We start from the raw sequence: 18,172 nt of genomic DNA on the forward strand, positions 1-18,172 counted from the left end.
GGGCGCCCGCACAAAGACCTTGAACCGATTCTCGGCATGTTCGTCAACACGCTGGCCATCAGAACGGAGCCGAAAGGGGACAAACGGTTTACCGATTATTTGGCGGAAGTCCGCCAGGCGGCGCTTGAAGCGTATGAGCATCAGGATTACCCGTTTGAAGAGCTTGTGGAGCGGCTCGGCGTGCAGCGGGACACAAGCCGCAATCCGCTGTTTGACGCCATGCTTGTCGTTCAGAATATGGAGCATGAGGAACTGCTGTTGGACGGTTTGCATATTCAGAATGCGGACGTGTCCCGTCCGGTTTCCAAATTTGATGTCACTTTGCAGGCTTCTGAAGGCGGGGGACAGATTCATTTTCTGTTTGAATATGCGGCGTCATTATTCCGGAAAGAAACGATGCAGCGCTGGGCTTCCCACTTTATGACGATGCTTGAACACATTGTCCGTGAACCGGAAACTTCTATACAAGCGATCAGCATGCTGACTGCTCCGGAACGGAACCGGATTCTTTCGGACTTTAACGGCATGGCGGATCAACAGCTGCCTGAAAAAACAGTTCATGAACTGTTCATCACCCAGGCGCGAAAAACACCGGATGCGGCAGCCCTTATCAGCGGGGAAACTTTAATCACATATAAAGAATTAGATGAATGGTCGAATAAAATCGCCAGAGCTCTGCAAAAACGGCAGATCGGACCGGATGCCGCCGTCGGCATTGTGATACCAAGATCACCAGAACAAGTCGCGGCAGTCTTCGGGGTTTGGAAAGCCGGGGGCGCCTACGTCCCGATAGATCCTGAATATCCGGAGGAACGCAAGCAATATATCATCTCAGACAGCGGCACAGCGCTTCTCCTTACCGTACACGGCGCAATAGATCAAGTGCCTGATCATTTTAAAGGTGAAGTGCTCGCACTGGAGGATATCCAAGAACAAGACGCATCACCGGTTCAGTCATTATCAGCACCGGAAGATTTGGCTTACTTCATTTACACGTCCGGGACGACAGGCAGGCCGAAAGGGGTTATGGTCGAACATCGTTCCGTCAGCCAAACCCTTCAATGGCGGAGCGGATTTTATGATCTGAATGAGAAAGATACGATTCTTCAGCTCTTTTCATTTTCATTTGACGGTTTTGTAACAAGTATGTTCACACCGCTGATTTCCGGTGCGAAAGCGGCCGTTTTAGCCGAAGATGAAGCAAGAGATATTCTTGCTATTAAACACTATCTTGCATCTTACCGCATCACTCACATGATCATTGTTCCCGTGCTGTATCGCACACTGCTTGACGTACTGGAGCCGGGTGATGCCGAGTCTCTCCGGATTGTCACATTAGCCGGAGAAGCTGTCGACCAAAACATTATCAGCCGCAGTTTATCAGTTTGTCCTCAGACGGAGCTTGCCAATGAGTACGGACCGACGGAAAACAGCGTCGCCACTACAGCGGCAAGACATATAGAACAAAGTGAGAACATTACGATCGGCCGTCCGATTGAGCATTCACACGTTTATATTTTAAACGGGGATCACCCGCAGCCGATCGGTGTAACGGGAGAACTTTGCATCTCGGGTTCCGGCCTTGCAAGAGGGTACCGCAATCTTCCTAAGCAAACGGCTCAAGCCTTTGTCCAAGACCCGTTCCGGAAGAACCGGCGCATGTACCGCACGGGCGACCTGGCAAAATGGCTGCCGGACGGCACGCTGCAATATATCGGCCGAATGGACGAGCAAGTCAAAATCAGAGGCTACCGGGTGGAACTGAAAGAAATTGAATCCGCCTTAACAGGCATAAAAGGTGTCAAAGAAGCAGTCGTCACCGCTCTGCCCGCATCAGCAGGCCAAACGGAACTATGCGCTTATATCGTGACAGAAGAAGGAACAGAAAGTGAAACCGTGCAGCAGGCGCTCAGAAATGAAATGCCCGCTTATATGGTGCCGGCGTTCTTTGAAACACTTGAAGCCCTGCCTGTCACACCGAACGGGAAGCTTGACCGCCGCGCGCTTCCTGAGCCGCAGAAAAAAGCGCACACCGGACGGGCATTTACCGAGCCTGAAAGCGACATGGAAAAAGAGCTTTCCGCGATTTGGAGCGAAGTGCTCGGGACTGAAAATATTGCCGCGGATCAATCATTTTTTGAACTGGGCGGCGATTCCATCAAAGCCCTGCAAGTATCAGCCCGATTACATCAGGCAGGAAAACAGATCGCCGTAAAAGATATTTTCAGCCGGCCGACAATTAGAGAGCTGGCGCCTTATGTCCGTACAGAGCGGCAGCCGGTCAGCCAAGCTCCTGCAGAAGGAGAAGTGAAGTGGTCGCCGGTTCACAAATGGTTCTTCATACAAGACATGAAGGAAGCAAACCATTTTAACCAGTCCGTCATGCTGACGAGAACAAATTCAATAGATGAAGAGGCCCTGAGGAAAACGTTAAAAGCCATTACCGTTCATCATGATGCCTTGCGCCTTGTCTGCAAAAAAGACGAAGAGAAAGGTCTTCTCCTCTTCAACAGACCGGCTGACCTTGCAGATGAGCAGCTTTACAGCCTGACCATTTTAGAAACGGAAGGCGATGAGCATGAGAAGGAACGTTTTGTAAAACGCCGCGTCGCAGAGCTTCAGAGAAACATGGATTTAGAGAACGGGCCGCTGGTACAGGCGGGGCTGTTCCGCTCTGAAGCAGAAGATTACTTGTTTCTGACGGTCCATCATCTCGCTGTCGACGGGATATCATGGCGGATTTTATTGGAAGACTTGGCTTCTGCTTATGAGCAGGCCGTCTCTGGACAGGAAATCAAACTCCCTCCGAAAACCATGTCATTCAAAACATATACGGAGCAGCTGGCCGATTATGCCGAAAGTAAACAGCTTCTTCAGCAGGCGGAGTATTGGCGGGAGATTGAACACTATGAAACAGAAAGTCTTCCTTACGAGCAGGCAGATTTATCTCAAACTCCTGCAAAAAAACGGAACACGGTATCCTTCACTCTGACAGAAAGTGAAACGGACGCCCTGTTGAAAGATGTGCACAGCGCCTACAATACGGATACGCAAGATGTGCTTTTGGCTTCCGCCGTGCTTGCCGTTCAAAAGTGGTCGCCGCGGCACACTTTGAAAATCGCCCTTGAAGGACACGGACGCCAATCGGAGCAGGCAGGTGCGGACATCAGCAGGACGGTGGGGTGGTTCACTTCCATTTACCCGGTGCTTTTCCGGAGCGGAGTTTATGAACCTCATGAAGAATATGAAATTCGCACATTGAAAACCGTCAAAGACACATTGCGGCGCATTCCGGATAAAGGGAACGGATACGGCGTCCTCAAATATTTGACATCGCCGGAGCTTGCCGGGATGACTTTCGGGAAAGCACCGGAGATCAGCTTTAATTATCTCGGACAATTCGATGCGCCCGGCGGGAATCCGGCAGAAACGGAACAGCCTGACGCGTTTCAGTTTTCTCCTTTGGGAGGCGGAGATGATGTGACAGATACATGGAAACGGGAGCAGTCACTTGAAATCAGCGCGATTGCGGCAAAAGGCCGGATGACCGTCAGCATTTCCTATGAAACGGAGCGCTTCCGGCAAGATACGATCGAACGGCTGTCCGAAAGCTGCCGGTATTATCTCCTGAAACTGTCGGAACACTGCCTCAGCAAAACCGATACGGAGAAGACCGTCAGTGACTTTGATGATCGGGAGCTGACTGAGGAAGCATTGCAGGATATTGCCGACTTACTCAGCTTCCACTAAACCGAGCGGGAGGAACACATGGACAAAACGAAAAATATCCAAAATATTTATCCCCTCAGCCGAATGCAGGAAGGAATGCTTTTTCATTCCTTTCTGCAAAAGGAGGGGGCTGCATATATCGAGCAATCCGTCTTCACCATAAAAGGCCGGCTTCGTCCGGAATTGTTTGAGCAAAGCGTACAGTCTGTCATCAGCCGCCACGATATTTTCAGAACGGTTTTTTTACCTCATGTCGCTCAGCTGAACGGCCCCCGCCAAGTTGTGCTGCGTGAGCGGGAATTCCGGCTGCACCGCGAAGATCTTACACATTTGGACGAAGCGGGACAGAGCGTCTATTTACAGCGATTTAAGGAACGTGACCGCTTAAAAGGCTTTGACTTGCAAAAGGATATGCTGATGCGTGTTTCTTTGTTTAAAACGGCAGACGAGGAATATGTATGCGTCTGGAGCCACCATCACATCCTTATGGACGGCTGGTGCCTCGGCATCGTCCTTCAGGAATTCATGCATATGTACCGGGCGATTGAATCAGGCTCACCCGTCACACTGGCGCCCGCAAAGCCTTACAGCACTTATATTACATGGCTGACTGATCAGGACAAAGACGCGGCTTCTGAGTATTGGAAAGGATATTTAGCAGGCTGCGAGACACCCTCAGGACTCCCGAAAATATCGGCCCGTCCTCAGGAAAAAGGCTACCGTAAGAAAGAGCTGCTGTTTTCTTTAGATCAAAATCTGACAGACAGGCTGAAAACCATCGCCAAAGAAGAGGGCGCTACGCTCGCGGTTCTTATGCAGACTGTATGGGGCCTGATGCTGCAGAGCTACAACCGGACGGACGATGCCGTATTCGGCGCCGTCGTATCAGGGCGGCCTTCCGTCATTGACGGCGTGGAAAGCATGATCGGGCTGTTTATCAATACCGTGCCGGTACGCATTAAAACGGGTGACGAAAGCTTTAGAGAACTGCTGGGCCGCTGCCAGAAAGAAATGCTTGACTCAGAGGCGTTCAGCTATCATCCGCTTGCTGACATCCAATCTCAGACTGAGCTGAAACAGGATTTAATCGACCATATCATTGTGTTTGAAAATTATCCGATTCAGCAGCAGATGAAAGACGCGGAAAAGGAATCGGATGCACCGTTCCGGATCGGGAATGTAAACGTGTCGGAACAATCGGGCTACGATTTTAACCTCATCATAGCGCCCGGCGATGAGCTGCTCATCAAATTCAGCTACAATGCGAACGTTTATGACGAAGTATGGATAGAGAGCGTAAAAGGACACTTGGAAGAAGCCCTGCGCGGCGCCGCCTTCAATCCCGATGTTCCCGCTGATCGGCTTCCGATGCTCGGACAAAAGGAAAAATCAAGAATAATCGGCGAATTTAATGACACGAAAACAACTTATGAAAGAGACGAAAGCATCATCAGCCTGTTCAGCCGACAGGTGAAGAAAACCCCGGACCATCAGGCGCTTCACGCCGGCGGGCTGACGATGACGTACCGGGAGCTCGATGAACGGTCAACTGCATTCGCCCGCACCCTGCTGGAAAACGGTTTGGCGCCAAAGGGAATTGCCGGGATTCTGGCCGAACACTCACCGGAATTTATCATCGCTGTTCTCGCTGTATTGAAAGCGGGAGGGACGTACCTTCCTCTTGATGCAGAACTGCCAACCGACAGGATCGCCGATATGCTCACTGAGAGCGGAGCACAGCTGTTAACGGTGCAAAAAGGGATTGAGACTGACTTTGACTTTTCTCACATCATCTCTATCCCGGCTGCCGCAGAGAAACAAACCGCTGATGCGGGAAAACTGAATACCGATACAGCACCTGATGACCTTGCCTATATTATGTATACATCCGGTTCAACAGGAAAACCGAAGGGCGTGATGATTTCCAACCGAAACGTCGTATCGCTCGTATCAAACAGCAATTACACGTCGGCCGGCATGACGGACCGTCTCATTCTGACAGGGTCCATCGGTTTCGACGCAGTGACGTTTGAAATCTTCGGTGCGCTTTTGAACGGAGCATGCCTTCATGTGGTTGACCGCTCGACAATGCTTGCGCCTGAGATGTTCGGCAATTATCTTTCATCCAACCGGATTACGATTTTGTTTTTGACGACGGCGCTCTTTAACCAGTTTGCCCAGGCAGATCCGGAGATGTTTTCCGGATTGCACACCTTATATGTCGGCGGAGAAGCATTGTCCCCGGCGCTCATCAATAAGGTCAGACACCGCTGTCCGAATCTCAGCCTTTATAACATATACGGACCGACGGAAAATACGACATTTTCTACCTTTTACGAAATCAGGCACGATTTTTCTCAGCCGATCCCAATCGGAAAACCGATCAGCAATTCAACCGCGTATATCATTGATAAAAATGGCGGACTTGCGCCGATCGGCGTGCCCGGTGAGCTTTGTGTCGGCGGTGACGGGGTTGCCAAAGGCTATTTAAACAGGCCTGACTTAACAAGTGAAGCGTTTGTCAGCCATCCGGTTCATCCTGAAGAAAAGATCTACAAAACAGGCGACTTGGCACACTGGCTGCCTGATGGAAGCATCGGATACATCAGCCGTATTGACCGTCAATTCAAGATTCGCGGGAAGCGGATTGAGCCGGCCGAAATTGAAGCGCGCTTGACTGAAATAGATGGAATCAGGGAATCGGCAGTCATCGTAGCAAAAGAAGGACAAGAAGCAATCCTTTGTGCGTATTATACGGGCGCGCATGTTGAAGAAAAAACCATTCGATCTCTATTGGCCAGGTCGCTTCCTGACTATATGATTCCTCAGTATGTGATTAAGCTTGACCGTATGCCGCTTACCGCAAACGGCAAAGTGGACCGCCGCGGGCTGCCTGCGCCAGAACGGAAAAAAACGTCATCAAAAGCCGTTCCGCCACGAAACTGGGTAGAGCGTGAGCTGATCGACATCTGGACGCCGATCCTCGGCTGCGGGGAGCTGGGCATACAGGATGACTTCTTTGAGCTGGGCGGCCATTCATTGAAAGCATTGCAAGTGATTCATCAGCTGAAGACCAGGCAGCAGATGGATGTGCCGATTGAAATGATATTTGAATATCCGACAATTGAACAATTGGCTGAAAAGCTGTATTCAAACACACTGTCAGAAGCTGCAGAGCAGCATATCAGCAGACTGAACCAGCCGAAAGGCCGCAATCTTTTCTGTTTTCCGCCTATCTCAGGTTTCGGCATTTTCTTTAAAGATCTTGCGGCGGCATTAAACGGACGGGCTGCTGTGTACGGTTTTAACTTTATTGAAGAAGACAGCAGAATGGAACAATACATTGATAAAATGCTGGAAATCCAGCCGGAAGGCCCTTATATCCTCTTCGGATATTCGGCAGGCGGCAATACGGCATTCGAGGCGGCAAAAGCGATGGAAAAGCGCGGCTTAGAAATCAGTGACGTCATTATCGCAGACGCGTACAGAAAGCTTGACGCACTGCCGCCGCAGCCAACAAACGCAACAGCCGACAACGTCCCGGAAGCCGTCAGAGAAGCAGTCATCAAAAAGACAGAGCGCTATCAAACGTACTGGGCGGAACTGATAAATGACGGCCAAATCGCTGCAAACCTCCATTTTATCGAGGCCGGCATAAAGGAAGAGCACAGTGATAAGACCGAGCCGATGAAATGGGAAGGCGCCACAACGGGACTCTATCAGGAATATCAAGGCGGGGGCGCCCATAAAGATATGTTTGAACCCGCCTTTGCACAGCAAAATGCTGAGGTCATACTGGACATCATTGCAAACAGCGGAAGACGCTTGGCGCGGAATCTGTAACATCCGGCAGAATGGCTGAAGAAGACAAAGGGCAAGATAGGGGAATCAAACTCAGTTTTTTGGAGGCTTTGACATGACGAACCTATCTTGGCTTACGTATGTAATGATTATTCTTGCCAGCTACCGGCTGACCCATTTGATCGTATTTGATAAGATTACGGAATTCATAAGAAAACCCTTTATAAAGCAAGAAAAAACCGTCGATCAAAACGGGCGCGCCGTCCAAAAAAAAGTCCCTTCCTCCGCATTCGGTTATATGCTGCAATGTTATTGGTGTGCGGGTGTCTGGTGCGCCATATTGATCGGCATCTGCTACTTGGTCTGGCCCCGCTATGCACATCCGGTTATTTTCATTTTATCCATCGCCGGAGCGCAGGCCATTCTTGAAACTTGTGTCGGCGTCGGAACGAAGATCATTGACGTGCTCGCCGCCATGAAACATAAAAAGTCCTGAAGCGTTTTATTCGCTTTAGGACTTTTTTCTTTCCCTTTTAGGCTGAGAGGAGCAAAGCAGGCTTTCTGATTCACCGCCCGGAATGCTTCGGAATACCGTAAAGCAGAGAGGGGGAAAAACATGAAAAGCTGCCGTTTTAGCATGATATGGTTTTTGGCCGTTGTACTGACAGCCGGCATCTTTACATTCTCAGCATCCGCACAAGCAAGCGGCACTCAGCCGGAGAGAGAAATGAGAGCCGTCTGGATCGCGTCTGTCACCAATATCGACTGGCCCTCTAAAAAAGGGCTGTCACCGGAAGAGCAAAAAAGAGAATACAGCAAGCTGCTGGATGACGTTCAGGAGATGGGGATGAACGCCGTTATCGTCCAAATTAAGCCTGCGGCTGATGCTTTTTATCCATCAGATTACGGGCCTTGGTCAGAGTATCTGACAGGAACACAAGGCAAAAATCCCGGCTACGATCCGCTTGCTTTTTTAGTTGAAGAGACACATAAACGGAATCTTGAATTTCACGCTTGGTTCAATCCTTACCGGATCACGATGAACCACACAAATTTGAATGCGCTTTCAGACGATCATCCCGCGCGTTCCCATCCGGACTGGGTCGCTGCATACGGAAAACAGCTGTACTATAATCCGGGCATTCCGGAAGTAAGACAATTTATAACGGATGGAATCAAAGAGGTGGTCAGCCGTTATGACATTGATGCGGTTCATATGGATGATTATTTTTATCCTTATAAAATTGCCGGACAGGAATTCCCCGATCAGGCGGAATACGAACGGTACGGAAAAGCTCACTTTGCATCAGTTGATGACTGGCGCAGGGATAACGTCAACCGGCTTGTAAAAGAAATCAACCAAACCATCAAACGAGAAAAACCTTATGTCAAATTCGGAATCAGCCCGTTCGGCGTATGGAGAAATGCCGCAGATGACCCGACAGGCTCCGAAACGGCCGCCGGGGTGCGGAACTACGATGATTTATATGCTGATACGAGAGAATGGATCCAAAAAGGATACATTGATTACATCGCACCGCAAATTTACTGGAGCATCGGATTTAAAGCGGCGGCATATGACGTCTTAGCGGATTGGTGGGGAAAAGAAGTGAACAATCGGCCGGTGCATTTATATATCGGGCAGGCAGCTTATAAAATCAACAACAATGCTGATCCGGCCTGGGCCGACCCGGGGGAATACGGAAGACAGATTGCTCTTAACAGGGGATCAGCATGGATAAAAGGCAGCATGCATTTCAGTTTAAAGGATTTAAACCGTAATCCGCTCGATGTGAAAAACCGTTTGATCAAAGACATGTACAGCCGGCCCGCATTAATTCCCGAGATGCCTTGGCTCGGACATTCCGCTTTAAAAAAACCGGCTGTCAAACGGGCGGAGAAGAACGATTCAGGCCATACACTCTATATTGAAGATGCGAAATCCAACGGTAAAAAAACGGCTTATTACGCCATTTACCGCGCAGAAAAGGGAAAGCAGCCTTATTTAGTGGATACAGTCAGAAAAACATCCTCACGGACGCAGACATTTTCAGATACTGAAATTCGGGCGGAAGAAGCCTGTACCTATATCGTTACTTCCGTTGACAGGCTACACCATGAGAGCCGTCCCTCCGCAAAACGGACGATTAAATAGCCATTATTAATAAACTGACAGTTGCGGCGCTGTCAGTTTTTTTGCGGCGGATGAGTCCGAATGTTCAGACTTCATTTGGATGGAATGAATAAAGACCCCCATTAATAAAATGTAGAAAGCAGCAGAAGGAGGAAGGTTAATGAATTTTCAACTGACAAAAGAACAGCAGATGGTGCGCGAAATGGTCAGAGATTTCGCCAAAAATGAAATTGCCCCGAAAGCCCATGAGGTTGATCAATCAGCCGTCTTCCCGATAGACACATTTAAAAAAATAGGCGAACTCGGGCTGCTCGGAATTCCGTTTCCGGAAGAATACGGCGGGGCGGGCGGTGATACCATTTCATATGCAGCAGCGGTCGAAGAAATCGGAAAAGCCTGCGGCAGCACGGGGCTGAGCTACGCGGCAGCCGTGTCACTCGGCGCAAGCCCATTATACTATTTCGGTACTGAACAGCAAAAGCAAGAACATCTTATTCCGCTTGCTTCGGGAAAAGCGCTCGGATCATTCGGGCTGACAGAGCCGAATGCCGGTTCAGATGCCGGCGGCACCCAGACAAAAGCCGAGAAAAAGGGCGATGACTATGTGATAAACGGAGAGAAATGCTGGATCACAAACGCAAATTACGCCCGCACGGTCATTGTCACCGCCGTTACGGGAAAAAACTCCGCCGGAAAACCGATCATTTCAGCTCTCATCGTCCCCACAGACACACCGGGATTTACGATCACAAATCCGTACGACAAGATGGGTGTGAGAGGGTCGGATACGGCCGAGCTTGTGCTTGAGGATGTCAGGGTGCCTGCCGATAACCTGCTCGGTGATCCTGAAAAAGGTTTTAAACAATTTTTATATACATTAGACGGCGGGCGGATCTCGATTGCGGCACTGGCTGTCGGTATCGCTCAAGGCGCGCTGGAGGCGTCGCTGTCATATGCGAAGGAACGCAAGCAGTTCGGCAGTCCGATATCGTCATTTCAAGCCATTCAATTTAAGCTGGCCGATATGGCGATGGAAATTGACCTTGCCAGACAGATGGTGCTTAAAGCGGCATGGCTGAAGGATCAAAACCTGCCATTTACGAAAGAAGCGGCATTCGCCAAGCTTTATGCTTCAGAAATGGCCGTCAGAACGTGCCTTCAGGCCATCCAAATTCATGGCGGTTCCGGTTATATGAAGGAATGCGGTGTCGAACGTATGCTTCGTGACGCAAAGCTGATGGAGATTGGCGAAGGAACGTCAGAAATTCAAAGAATGGTCATCGCAAGACAGCTTTTGAAGTGAAATGAAAACGTTTACCAAGACAGGGATGGAAGGGGGCAGGTCATATGGCTGAACTTATCCATTTAACAGCCGGAAAGCTGCTTGAGCGGACCGCGAAGCTTTTTCCGGATCATGAAGCGGTTGTTTACCCTGAGCGCGGCCTTCGTTATACGTATGCCGAGTTTGACCGGTTATGCCGGCAAACCGCAAAAGGGCTGATGAAGCTGGGAGTTGAAAAAGGAGATCATGTGGCCATATGGGCATCCAACATTCCGGAATGGCTCGCGGCGCAATTTGCAACGGCGAAAATCGGCGCCGTTCTGGTCACCATTAATACCAATTTTCAAATCGCAGAGCTCGATTACCTGCTGGCACATTCAGATGTCTCGTCCCTGATAATCATGGATTCCTACCGGCAGACATCTTATGTTGAGATGGTGAATAAGCTGATTCCGGAGCTGAAAACTTGTGAGCGCGGCAGGCTGCGTTCGAAACGTTATCCATTTTTACGGACGGTGTTATATATCGGTGATAAAAGCCCGCCCGGGATGCGCCGTTGGGATTCTTTGCTGAAGGATGCCGAGTCTGTAACGGATGCAGAGCTTGACGGAAGGATGGACAGCCTGAAAAGGGATGATTGCATTCATATGCAATATACATCAGGTACGACCGGATTTCCGAAAGGCGTCATGCTCTCACATTTTAATATCGTAAATAACGCGGCCAATATCGCAGAATGCATGAAGCTTACTTCATGTGACCGTTTATGTATTCCCGTGCCGTTTTTCCACTGCTTTGGGTGTGTGCTCGGCGTTCTGGCATGTGTTTCCGCGGGTGCGGCGATGATTCCGATCGAACAGTTTTCTCCGCCGGCCGTTCTGAAAACGGTGGAGAAAGAAGCCTGCACGGCTCTGCACGGTGTACCGACGATGTTTATCGCCCTCCTAAATGACAGCCGTTTTTCTGAATATGATCTTTCCCACGTCCGAACCGGGATTATGGCAGGCTCGCCATGCCCGGCGGAAGTCATGAGAGAAGTGATCGGCAAAATGGGGATGACCGACATTACAATTGCCTACGGACAGACCGAAGCATCACCTGTTATTACGCAGACAAGAACGGATGATTCATTTGAAAGAAGAGTGGAAACAGCGGGGCGCGCGCTTCCCCATATCGAAGTTAGAATCGTTCGGCCCGGAACATCCCAAGAAGCCGCCCGGGGCGAACAAGGAGAGCTCTGCACCCGCGGATATCATGTCATGAAAGGCTATTATAAAAATCAAGAAGCGACCGAAGAAGCGATAGACAAAGACGGCTGGCTGCATACCGGTGATTTAGCGGTCATGGACGAGGACGGATACTGCAAAATCACGGGCCGTCTGAAAGACATGCTGATCAGGGGCGGCGAAAATATCTATCCGCGCGAGATTGAGGAAATGTTATATCGGCATCCCGCGGTAGCAGACGTTCAGGTCGTCGGCGTGCCTGATCCGAAATACGGAGAAGAGGCCGCGGCGTGGATCAGGCTCAAAGACGGACAAACCGCTTCCGCAGAAGACATCAGAGCCTTTTGCAAAGAACATATCGCCCGCTATAAAGTCCCCAGGTATGTTTTGTTTACAGATGAATATCCAATGACAGCCTCCGGAAAAATTCAGAAATTCAAGCTGCGGGAAAAAACGATTGAAGAGCTCAAGTTAACTTAATGAAAAAGGAGTGCTTCACATTTGTTTAAAAAAGTCCTGATTGCCAACAGAGGAGAAATCGCCTTAAGAATTATCCGCACCTGCAAACGTCTCGGCATCCCCTCGGCAGCTGTGTATTCAGAAGCCGACCGGGACGCGCTGCATGTAAAAGCTGCTGATGAGGCCTATCCGATCGGTAAATCGAGAGTAAATGAAAGCTATTTACATATCGACAGAATCATAGAAGCCGCTAAATCCGCCGGAGCGGACGCCATTCATCCGGGCTACGGGCTGCTGTCAGAAAACAGCCTGTTCGCCGAACGCTGCCGGAAGGAACAAATCACATTTATCGGTCCGCCCGGTGATATCATCGCCAAGATGGGCAGCAAGATAGAAGCCCGAAAAACGATGCAAAAAGCAAAGGTCCCGATCGTTCCCGGTGTTTCAGAGCCATTGCCCGATGTTCACTCCGCCTTAGCCGAAGCCCGTGCCATCGGTTTTCCGGTCATGCTGAAAGCGTCCGCAGGTGGCGGCGGAATCGGCATGCAGATCGTACATTCAGAAGAAGAGCTGGCCAAAGCGTTCGAAGGCAATCAAAAGCGGGCCGCGTCCTTTTTCGGAGACGGCGCAATGTACATGGAAAAGGTCATTGAAAATGCCCGTCATATTGAAATTCAGATACTCGCAGATTCTTTCGGCAACACCGTTCATCTGTTTGAACGTGACTGTTCAGTCCAAAGGCGCCACCAAAAAGTGATAGAAGAAGCGCCGTCACCGTTTGTTGACGATGAATTAAGACAAAGACTCGGTGAAACCGCCGTTAAAGCCGCAAAATCGATCGGCTACCAAAATGCAGGCACAATAGAATTTCTCGTCGACCAAAAGAAACAAATCTATTTTTTAGAGATGAACACAAGACTGCAGGTGGAGCATCCGGTGACAGAAGAAATTACAGAACTGGATCTTGTGGAAGAACAGCTGAAAATTGCCGCTGGGCAGGCGCTGACTTTCTCGCAGAAAGATATCAACCACCGCGGTCATGCGATAGAAGTGCGGATCTATGCGGAAGATCCGGTCACCTTTTACCCGTCACCCGGTACCATCTCGTCTTTTTCCGTTTTAAGACACCCGTCAGTGCGACACGAATGCGCCGTCGAAAAGGGAAGCGTCATTTCTCCGTTTTACGATCCGATGATTGCCAAAATGATCGTCACGGCGAATACGAGAAAACAAGCCATTGAACAACTGAAAACCGCCCTTGGCGAATATCATGTAGAAGGGATTAAAACCAACATTCCGCTGCTGACAAAAATTGCCCATTCAGAAGTGTTTGAAAAGGGTGAGGCGACAACCGGCTTTTTACAAACAATGAACGAGGGGGCGTCAAAATGAGCGTCATAAAAATTCAGATGGCGGGAAACCTGTGGAAAATTCATGTGAAGCCGGGTGATGTCATTGAAGAAGGACAGGAAGTGGCCATCTTGGAATCTATGAAAATGGAAATTCCGATTATCGCTGATGCAGCGGGTACGGTGAAAGAAGTGAAAAAATCAGAAGGTGATTTCACTGATGAAGGAGAGGTCCTGATTGAACTTCAATAAAACGGGAGGTGCAGCATGAACTGTCCGAAACATGTCCGCATCAATGAAGTAGGACCGCGTGACGGCTTGCAGAATGAATCGGCGTGGGTGGATACAGAAGATAAGATTGAGTGGATCAATATGCTGTCAAAAACAGGCCTTTCCTATATCGAAGTGACATCATTCGTGCATCCGAGATGGATTCCGGCTCTTCGTGACAGCCTGGACGTCGCAAAAGGCATTGCCAGATCTGAACATACGGTCTACGCGGCTCTCGTTCCGAACCTCATCGGACTGGAGCATGCGGCAGAAGGCGGAATCGATCAGGCATGTGTATTTTTATCTGCAAGCGAAACCCATAACCAAAAAAACGTAAACAAACCGATTGACCGGACCGTTCAAGAGCTCAGGCGGGTTATTACTGAAGCAAAAGCTGAAAAAATGGCGACGAGAGCTTATCTGTCCACTGTGTTCGGCTGTCCGTACGAACAGAACGTGCCGGTCGAACAAGTCATCCGCCTGTCAGACACCCTGCTCGAAATGGGTGTTGATGAAATATCGCTCGGCGACACGATCGGCGCGGCAAACCCCTTGCAGGTCATAGCCGTGCTTGAAGCCCTTTTGCCGAGAATTCCCGCCTCAAAAATCGCACTCCATTTTCATGATACAAGAGGAACGGCTCTAGCGAATATCATTCCCGCTCTTGATATGGGCATCACATCCTTTGATACTTCCTCAGGCGGGCTTGGCGGCTGCCCGTACGCCCCTGGATCAGCAGGCAACGCTGCCACAGAAGACGTCATTTATATGCTCGAACAAATGGGGATTGATACCGGGACGGACATGAATAAACTTCTTTATGCCGCCGGCTGGATCGCGGATAAAATAGGCAAAGACCTGCCAAGCAGAAACCTGCAGGCATTCAGAACGAAATGAGAAAGGAGAAGCCATGGAAGATTGCGTCTTGTATTCCGTCTGTCAAGAAACGATCGGTCTGATCACGCTGAACCGCCCGCATGCGGCCAACTCGCTGTCTTCAGAAATGATTGATCATTTACAGCGTGTGATTGAAGACATCAAAAACTCGCCATCCATTCGTTGTGTCATTCTCACCGGCACCGGGAACACATTTTGCGCCGGTGCTGATTTAAAAGAAAGAGCGGGGATGGACCATGAACAAGTCAAACAAAGCGTCAGGCGTATCGGTGAAACGGCCGCATCCATTGAAGCTCTCCCGCAGCCGGTCATTGCAGCGCTGAACGGCACCGCTGTCGGAGGAGGCCTTGAACTCGCTCTTGCCTGCGATATCAGAATCGCCGTCAGCCGGGCGGGCCTCGGCCTTCCTGAAACAGGGCTTGCGATCATTCCCGGAGCGGGCGGAACGCAGAGACTGCCCCGGCTTATCGGCCCCGGCGCGGCAAAAGAATTGATCTATACCGGCCGAAGGCTTTCTGCCGAAGAGGGAAAAGACATGAAGCTGATCGAGCATGTTTGTGAAGCCGATGAACTTATGGAAAAAGCAAAAGCACTGGCCGGCCGCATCGCCGCTAATGGGCCGATCGCCGTCAGACAAGCAAAATCCGCGATAAACAAGGGTCTGGAGACAGATCTCAATACAGGGCTCGAAATCGAACGAAAAGCATATGAACAAGTCATCCCCACACTTGACAGAGAAGAGGGCCTGCGCGCTTTTAAAGAAAAAAGACCCCCTGAATACAAAGGAAAATAAAACATGGAGGGACTCGGATGGATTACGAAAAAGAACGGCAGACACGCAGCAAAACGATTGAAAAGGGAGGAGCCGCGAAATATCACGCAAGCAATGAAAAGAAGGGAAAACTTTTTGTAAGAGACAGGCTGAAGCTTTTATTCGATGACGGCATATCTGTTGAAGACGCTTTTTTCGCCGAGTGCATGTCAGACGGACTGCCGGCTGACGGGGTCGTTACCGGGATCGGAACCATCGGCGGCAGAACCGTTTGTGTGATGGCAAACGACTCAACCGTAAAGGCGGGCTCGTGGGGCGCGAAAACGGTGGAAAAAATCATCCGCATTCAGGAGACGGCGGAAAAGCTTCAGTGTCCGCTCTTGTACTTAGTCGATTCCGCAGGTGCGAGAATTACGGATCAGGTCGACATGTTCCCGGGCAGAAGGGGAGCCGGCCGCATCTTTTATAATCAAGTAAAGCTGTCGGGCCGCATTCCGCAAATCTGTTTATTGTTCGGCCCTTCCGCTGCGGGCGGCGCTTACATTCCGGCCTTTTGCGACATTGTCATTATGGTCGAAGGCAATGCATCCATGTACTTAGGCTCCCCGCGTATGGCGGAAATGGTGATTGGCGAGAAAGTATCGCTTGAAGAAATGGGCGGCGCCCGTATGCATTGTTCCGTATCAGGCTGCGGTGATCTCCTCGCCCCGACGGAACAAGAAGCAATCATGATGGCGCAGACATATCTCAGCTACTTTCCGGCAAATTATACTGAAAAAGCGCCAGTCAACAAATCTAAGAACCCGATAGCTTTTGAAAAACCGCTCTCAGATGTCATCCCGGCACATCAAAACGCACCGTTCAACATGATGGATTTAATTGAACGTGTCATTGATGAAGACACATTTTTTGAGATTAAACCGTTATTTGCGCAGGAATTAATAACGGGGCTTGCGCGGATTCACGGACAGCCGGTCGGCATTATCGCCAATCAGCCGCGTGTCAAAGGCGGGGTTTTATTTCTCGATTCGGCGGATAAAGCCGCAAAATTTATCGCTTTGTGCGACGCATTCCATATTCCGCTTCTGTTTTTAGCAGACATTCCCGGATTCATGATCGGAACGAAGGTTGAGCAGGCGGGCATCATCAGGCATGGCGCAAAAATGATCTCCGCAATGGCGGAAGCGACTGTTCCGAAGCTTTCCGTTATCGTCAGAAAAGCCTACGGTGCCGGATTATACGCGATGGCGGGGCCTGCTTTTGAACCGGACTGCTGTTTAGCGCTTCCGACTGCGCAAATTGCCGTAATGGGTCCTGAAGCAGCGGTGAATGCGGTCTACGCAAACAAAATCAGCGAGCTAGCCCCTGAAGAAAGGCCGGCTTTTATTCAAGAAAAGCGTGATGAATATAAGGAAGACATTAACCTTTACCGGCTTGCCTCTGAAATGGTGATTGACGGCATTGTTCCTGCTGATTCCTTGCGGGATGAACTCAATAAACGCCTCACTGCTTACATGTCCAAACAACTGACATTCACACACCGGAAACACCCCGTATACCCGGTATAAATAAAAAAAAGACTGCATAGATCCGGCTCACAGCCGTTCTTATGCAGTCTTTTTTCACAGTCTTGATCTCATTTTCTTCACAACAAAATAAACAACAATAAATACGAGAGCCAAGATAATGATCGGGGTTGTATACATTCCGGCATAGCTGTCTACGTCTTTCCACTGTCCCCCGAGCTGATACCCGAGATAAACGAAAATGACAGACCACGGAATAATGGCAAGCGTCGTCAATATGACAAACTTGGAAAGAGGCATTTTCGCAAGGCCGGCCGGGATGGAAATCGCATGTCTGACGACCGGGATAAACCGCGCCGAAAACACAACGCCGGCGCCGTAACGGCGAAACCAGTTTTCCGCAACATCAACATGATGCTTTTTCAGAAGTAAGTACTTGCCGTACTTGTCCAAAAACGGCCGTCCCCCATAACGGGCGATCCAGTAAATAAAGCACTGCGCGATCGTTCCCCCGATCACACCGGCGACAATGGCGCCGATAAAGCTGATCGTACCTTCTGACACCATATAGCCTCCGTAAGCCAGAACGATTTCACTCGGAATGATTTCGATCATTAATCCGAGCGCAATCCCTAAATAGCCCATACTTGTCAGCCAGGATAATATTTCACTAATAAAATTGCCCACACTGTTCACAACCTCTTTATCTTTTTACCCAATTATATGA

Annotated in this window: 12 protein-coding genes; 11 read left to right on the forward strand and 1 reads right to left on the reverse strand. The window is 49.8% G+C overall.

Translation table 11 applies throughout. The features are described from left to right. The 11 genes from G9F75_RS17000 to G9F75_RS17050 form a co-directional block, all read left to right on the forward strand. Nucleotides 1-3,750, forward strand: a 3,750-nt coding sequence (locus G9F75_RS17000; protein ID WP_167409255.1) for a non-ribosomal peptide synthetase, incomplete at its 5' end; no start/stop codon positions are given. A gap of 18 nt (nucleotides 3,751-3,768) precedes the next feature. Continuing rightward, complete coding sequence (locus tag G9F75_RS17005; protein WP_167409256.1) at nucleotides 3,769-7,572, forward strand: non-ribosomal peptide synthetase; 3,804 nt, start codon at nucleotides 3,769-3,771, stop codon at nucleotides 7,570-7,572. Between the two features lie 73 nt (nucleotides 7,573-7,645). After that, nucleotides 7,646-8,026: a DUF1360 domain-containing protein gene (locus G9F75_RS17010; protein ID WP_014418069.1), complete on the forward strand. Its 381-nt coding sequence runs from the start codon at nucleotides 7,646-7,648 to the stop codon at nucleotides 8,024-8,026. Between the two features lie 120 nt (nucleotides 8,027-8,146). Continuing rightward, nucleotides 8,147-9,685: a glycoside hydrolase family 10-like protein gene (locus G9F75_RS17015; protein WP_095060169.1), complete on the forward strand. Its 1,539-nt coding sequence runs from the start codon at nucleotides 8,147-8,149 to the stop codon at nucleotides 9,683-9,685. A 139-nt stretch (nucleotides 9,686-9,824) separates the two neighbouring features. Beyond that, on the forward strand, nucleotides 9,825-10,967 hold the full coding sequence (locus G9F75_RS17020) for an acyl-CoA dehydrogenase family protein (protein ID WP_003153894.1): 1,143 nt from the start codon (nucleotides 9,825-9,827) through the stop codon (nucleotides 10,965-10,967). Between the two features lie 44 nt (nucleotides 10,968-11,011). Next, complete coding sequence (locus tag G9F75_RS17025; protein ID WP_129091219.1) at nucleotides 11,012-12,652, forward strand: AMP-binding protein; 1,641 nt, start codon at nucleotides 11,012-11,014, stop codon at nucleotides 12,650-12,652. A 21-nt stretch (nucleotides 12,653-12,673) separates the two neighbouring features. Then, a complete protein-coding gene (locus tag G9F75_RS17030) occupies nucleotides 12,674-14,023 on the forward strand; it encodes an acetyl-CoA carboxylase biotin carboxylase subunit (protein WP_095060165.1) in 1,350 nt (449 codons plus the stop codon). Next, entirely contained in the window at nucleotides 14,020-14,232 is a 213-nt protein-coding gene (locus tag G9F75_RS17035) for an acetyl-CoA carboxylase biotin carboxyl carrier protein subunit (protein WP_007410121.1), read from the forward strand. The genes G9F75_RS17030 and G9F75_RS17035 overlap by 4 nt, the downstream gene beginning before the upstream one ends. Nucleotides 14,233-14,247: 15 nt before the next feature. Continuing rightward, nucleotides 14,248-15,147 (forward strand): hydroxymethylglutaryl-CoA lyase, encoded by a 900-nt coding sequence (locus tag G9F75_RS17040; protein WP_061862265.1) that lies wholly within the window; start codon nucleotides 14,248-14,250, stop codon nucleotides 15,145-15,147. A 13-nt stretch (nucleotides 15,148-15,160) separates the two neighbouring features. Beyond that, a complete protein-coding gene (locus G9F75_RS17045; RefSeq protein WP_103526838.1) occupies nucleotides 15,161-15,940 on the forward strand; it encodes an enoyl-CoA hydratase in 780 nt (259 codons plus the stop codon). 17 nt (nucleotides 15,941-15,957) lie between these two features. Continuing rightward, nucleotides 15,958-17,487: an acyl-CoA carboxylase subunit beta gene (locus tag G9F75_RS17050; RefSeq protein ID WP_128496662.1), complete on the forward strand. Its 1,530-nt coding sequence runs from the start codon at nucleotides 15,958-15,960 to the stop codon at nucleotides 17,485-17,487. 54 nt (nucleotides 17,488-17,541) lie between these two features. Here the strand turns inward: G9F75_RS17050 and uptA are convergent, their stop codons facing one another. Next, nucleotides 17,542-18,132 (reverse strand): undecaprenyl phosphate transporter UptA, encoded by a 591-nt coding sequence (uptA, locus tag G9F75_RS17055; RefSeq protein WP_007410125.1) that lies wholly within the window; start codon nucleotides 18,130-18,132, stop codon nucleotides 17,542-17,544. Between the last annotated feature and the right edge of the window lie 40 nt (nucleotides 18,133-18,172).

This window comes from Bacillus sp. EKM208B (assembly GCF_011800725.1).
Taxonomy (GTDB): Bacteria; Bacillota; Bacilli; order Bacillales; family Bacillaceae; genus Bacillus; species Bacillus velezensis.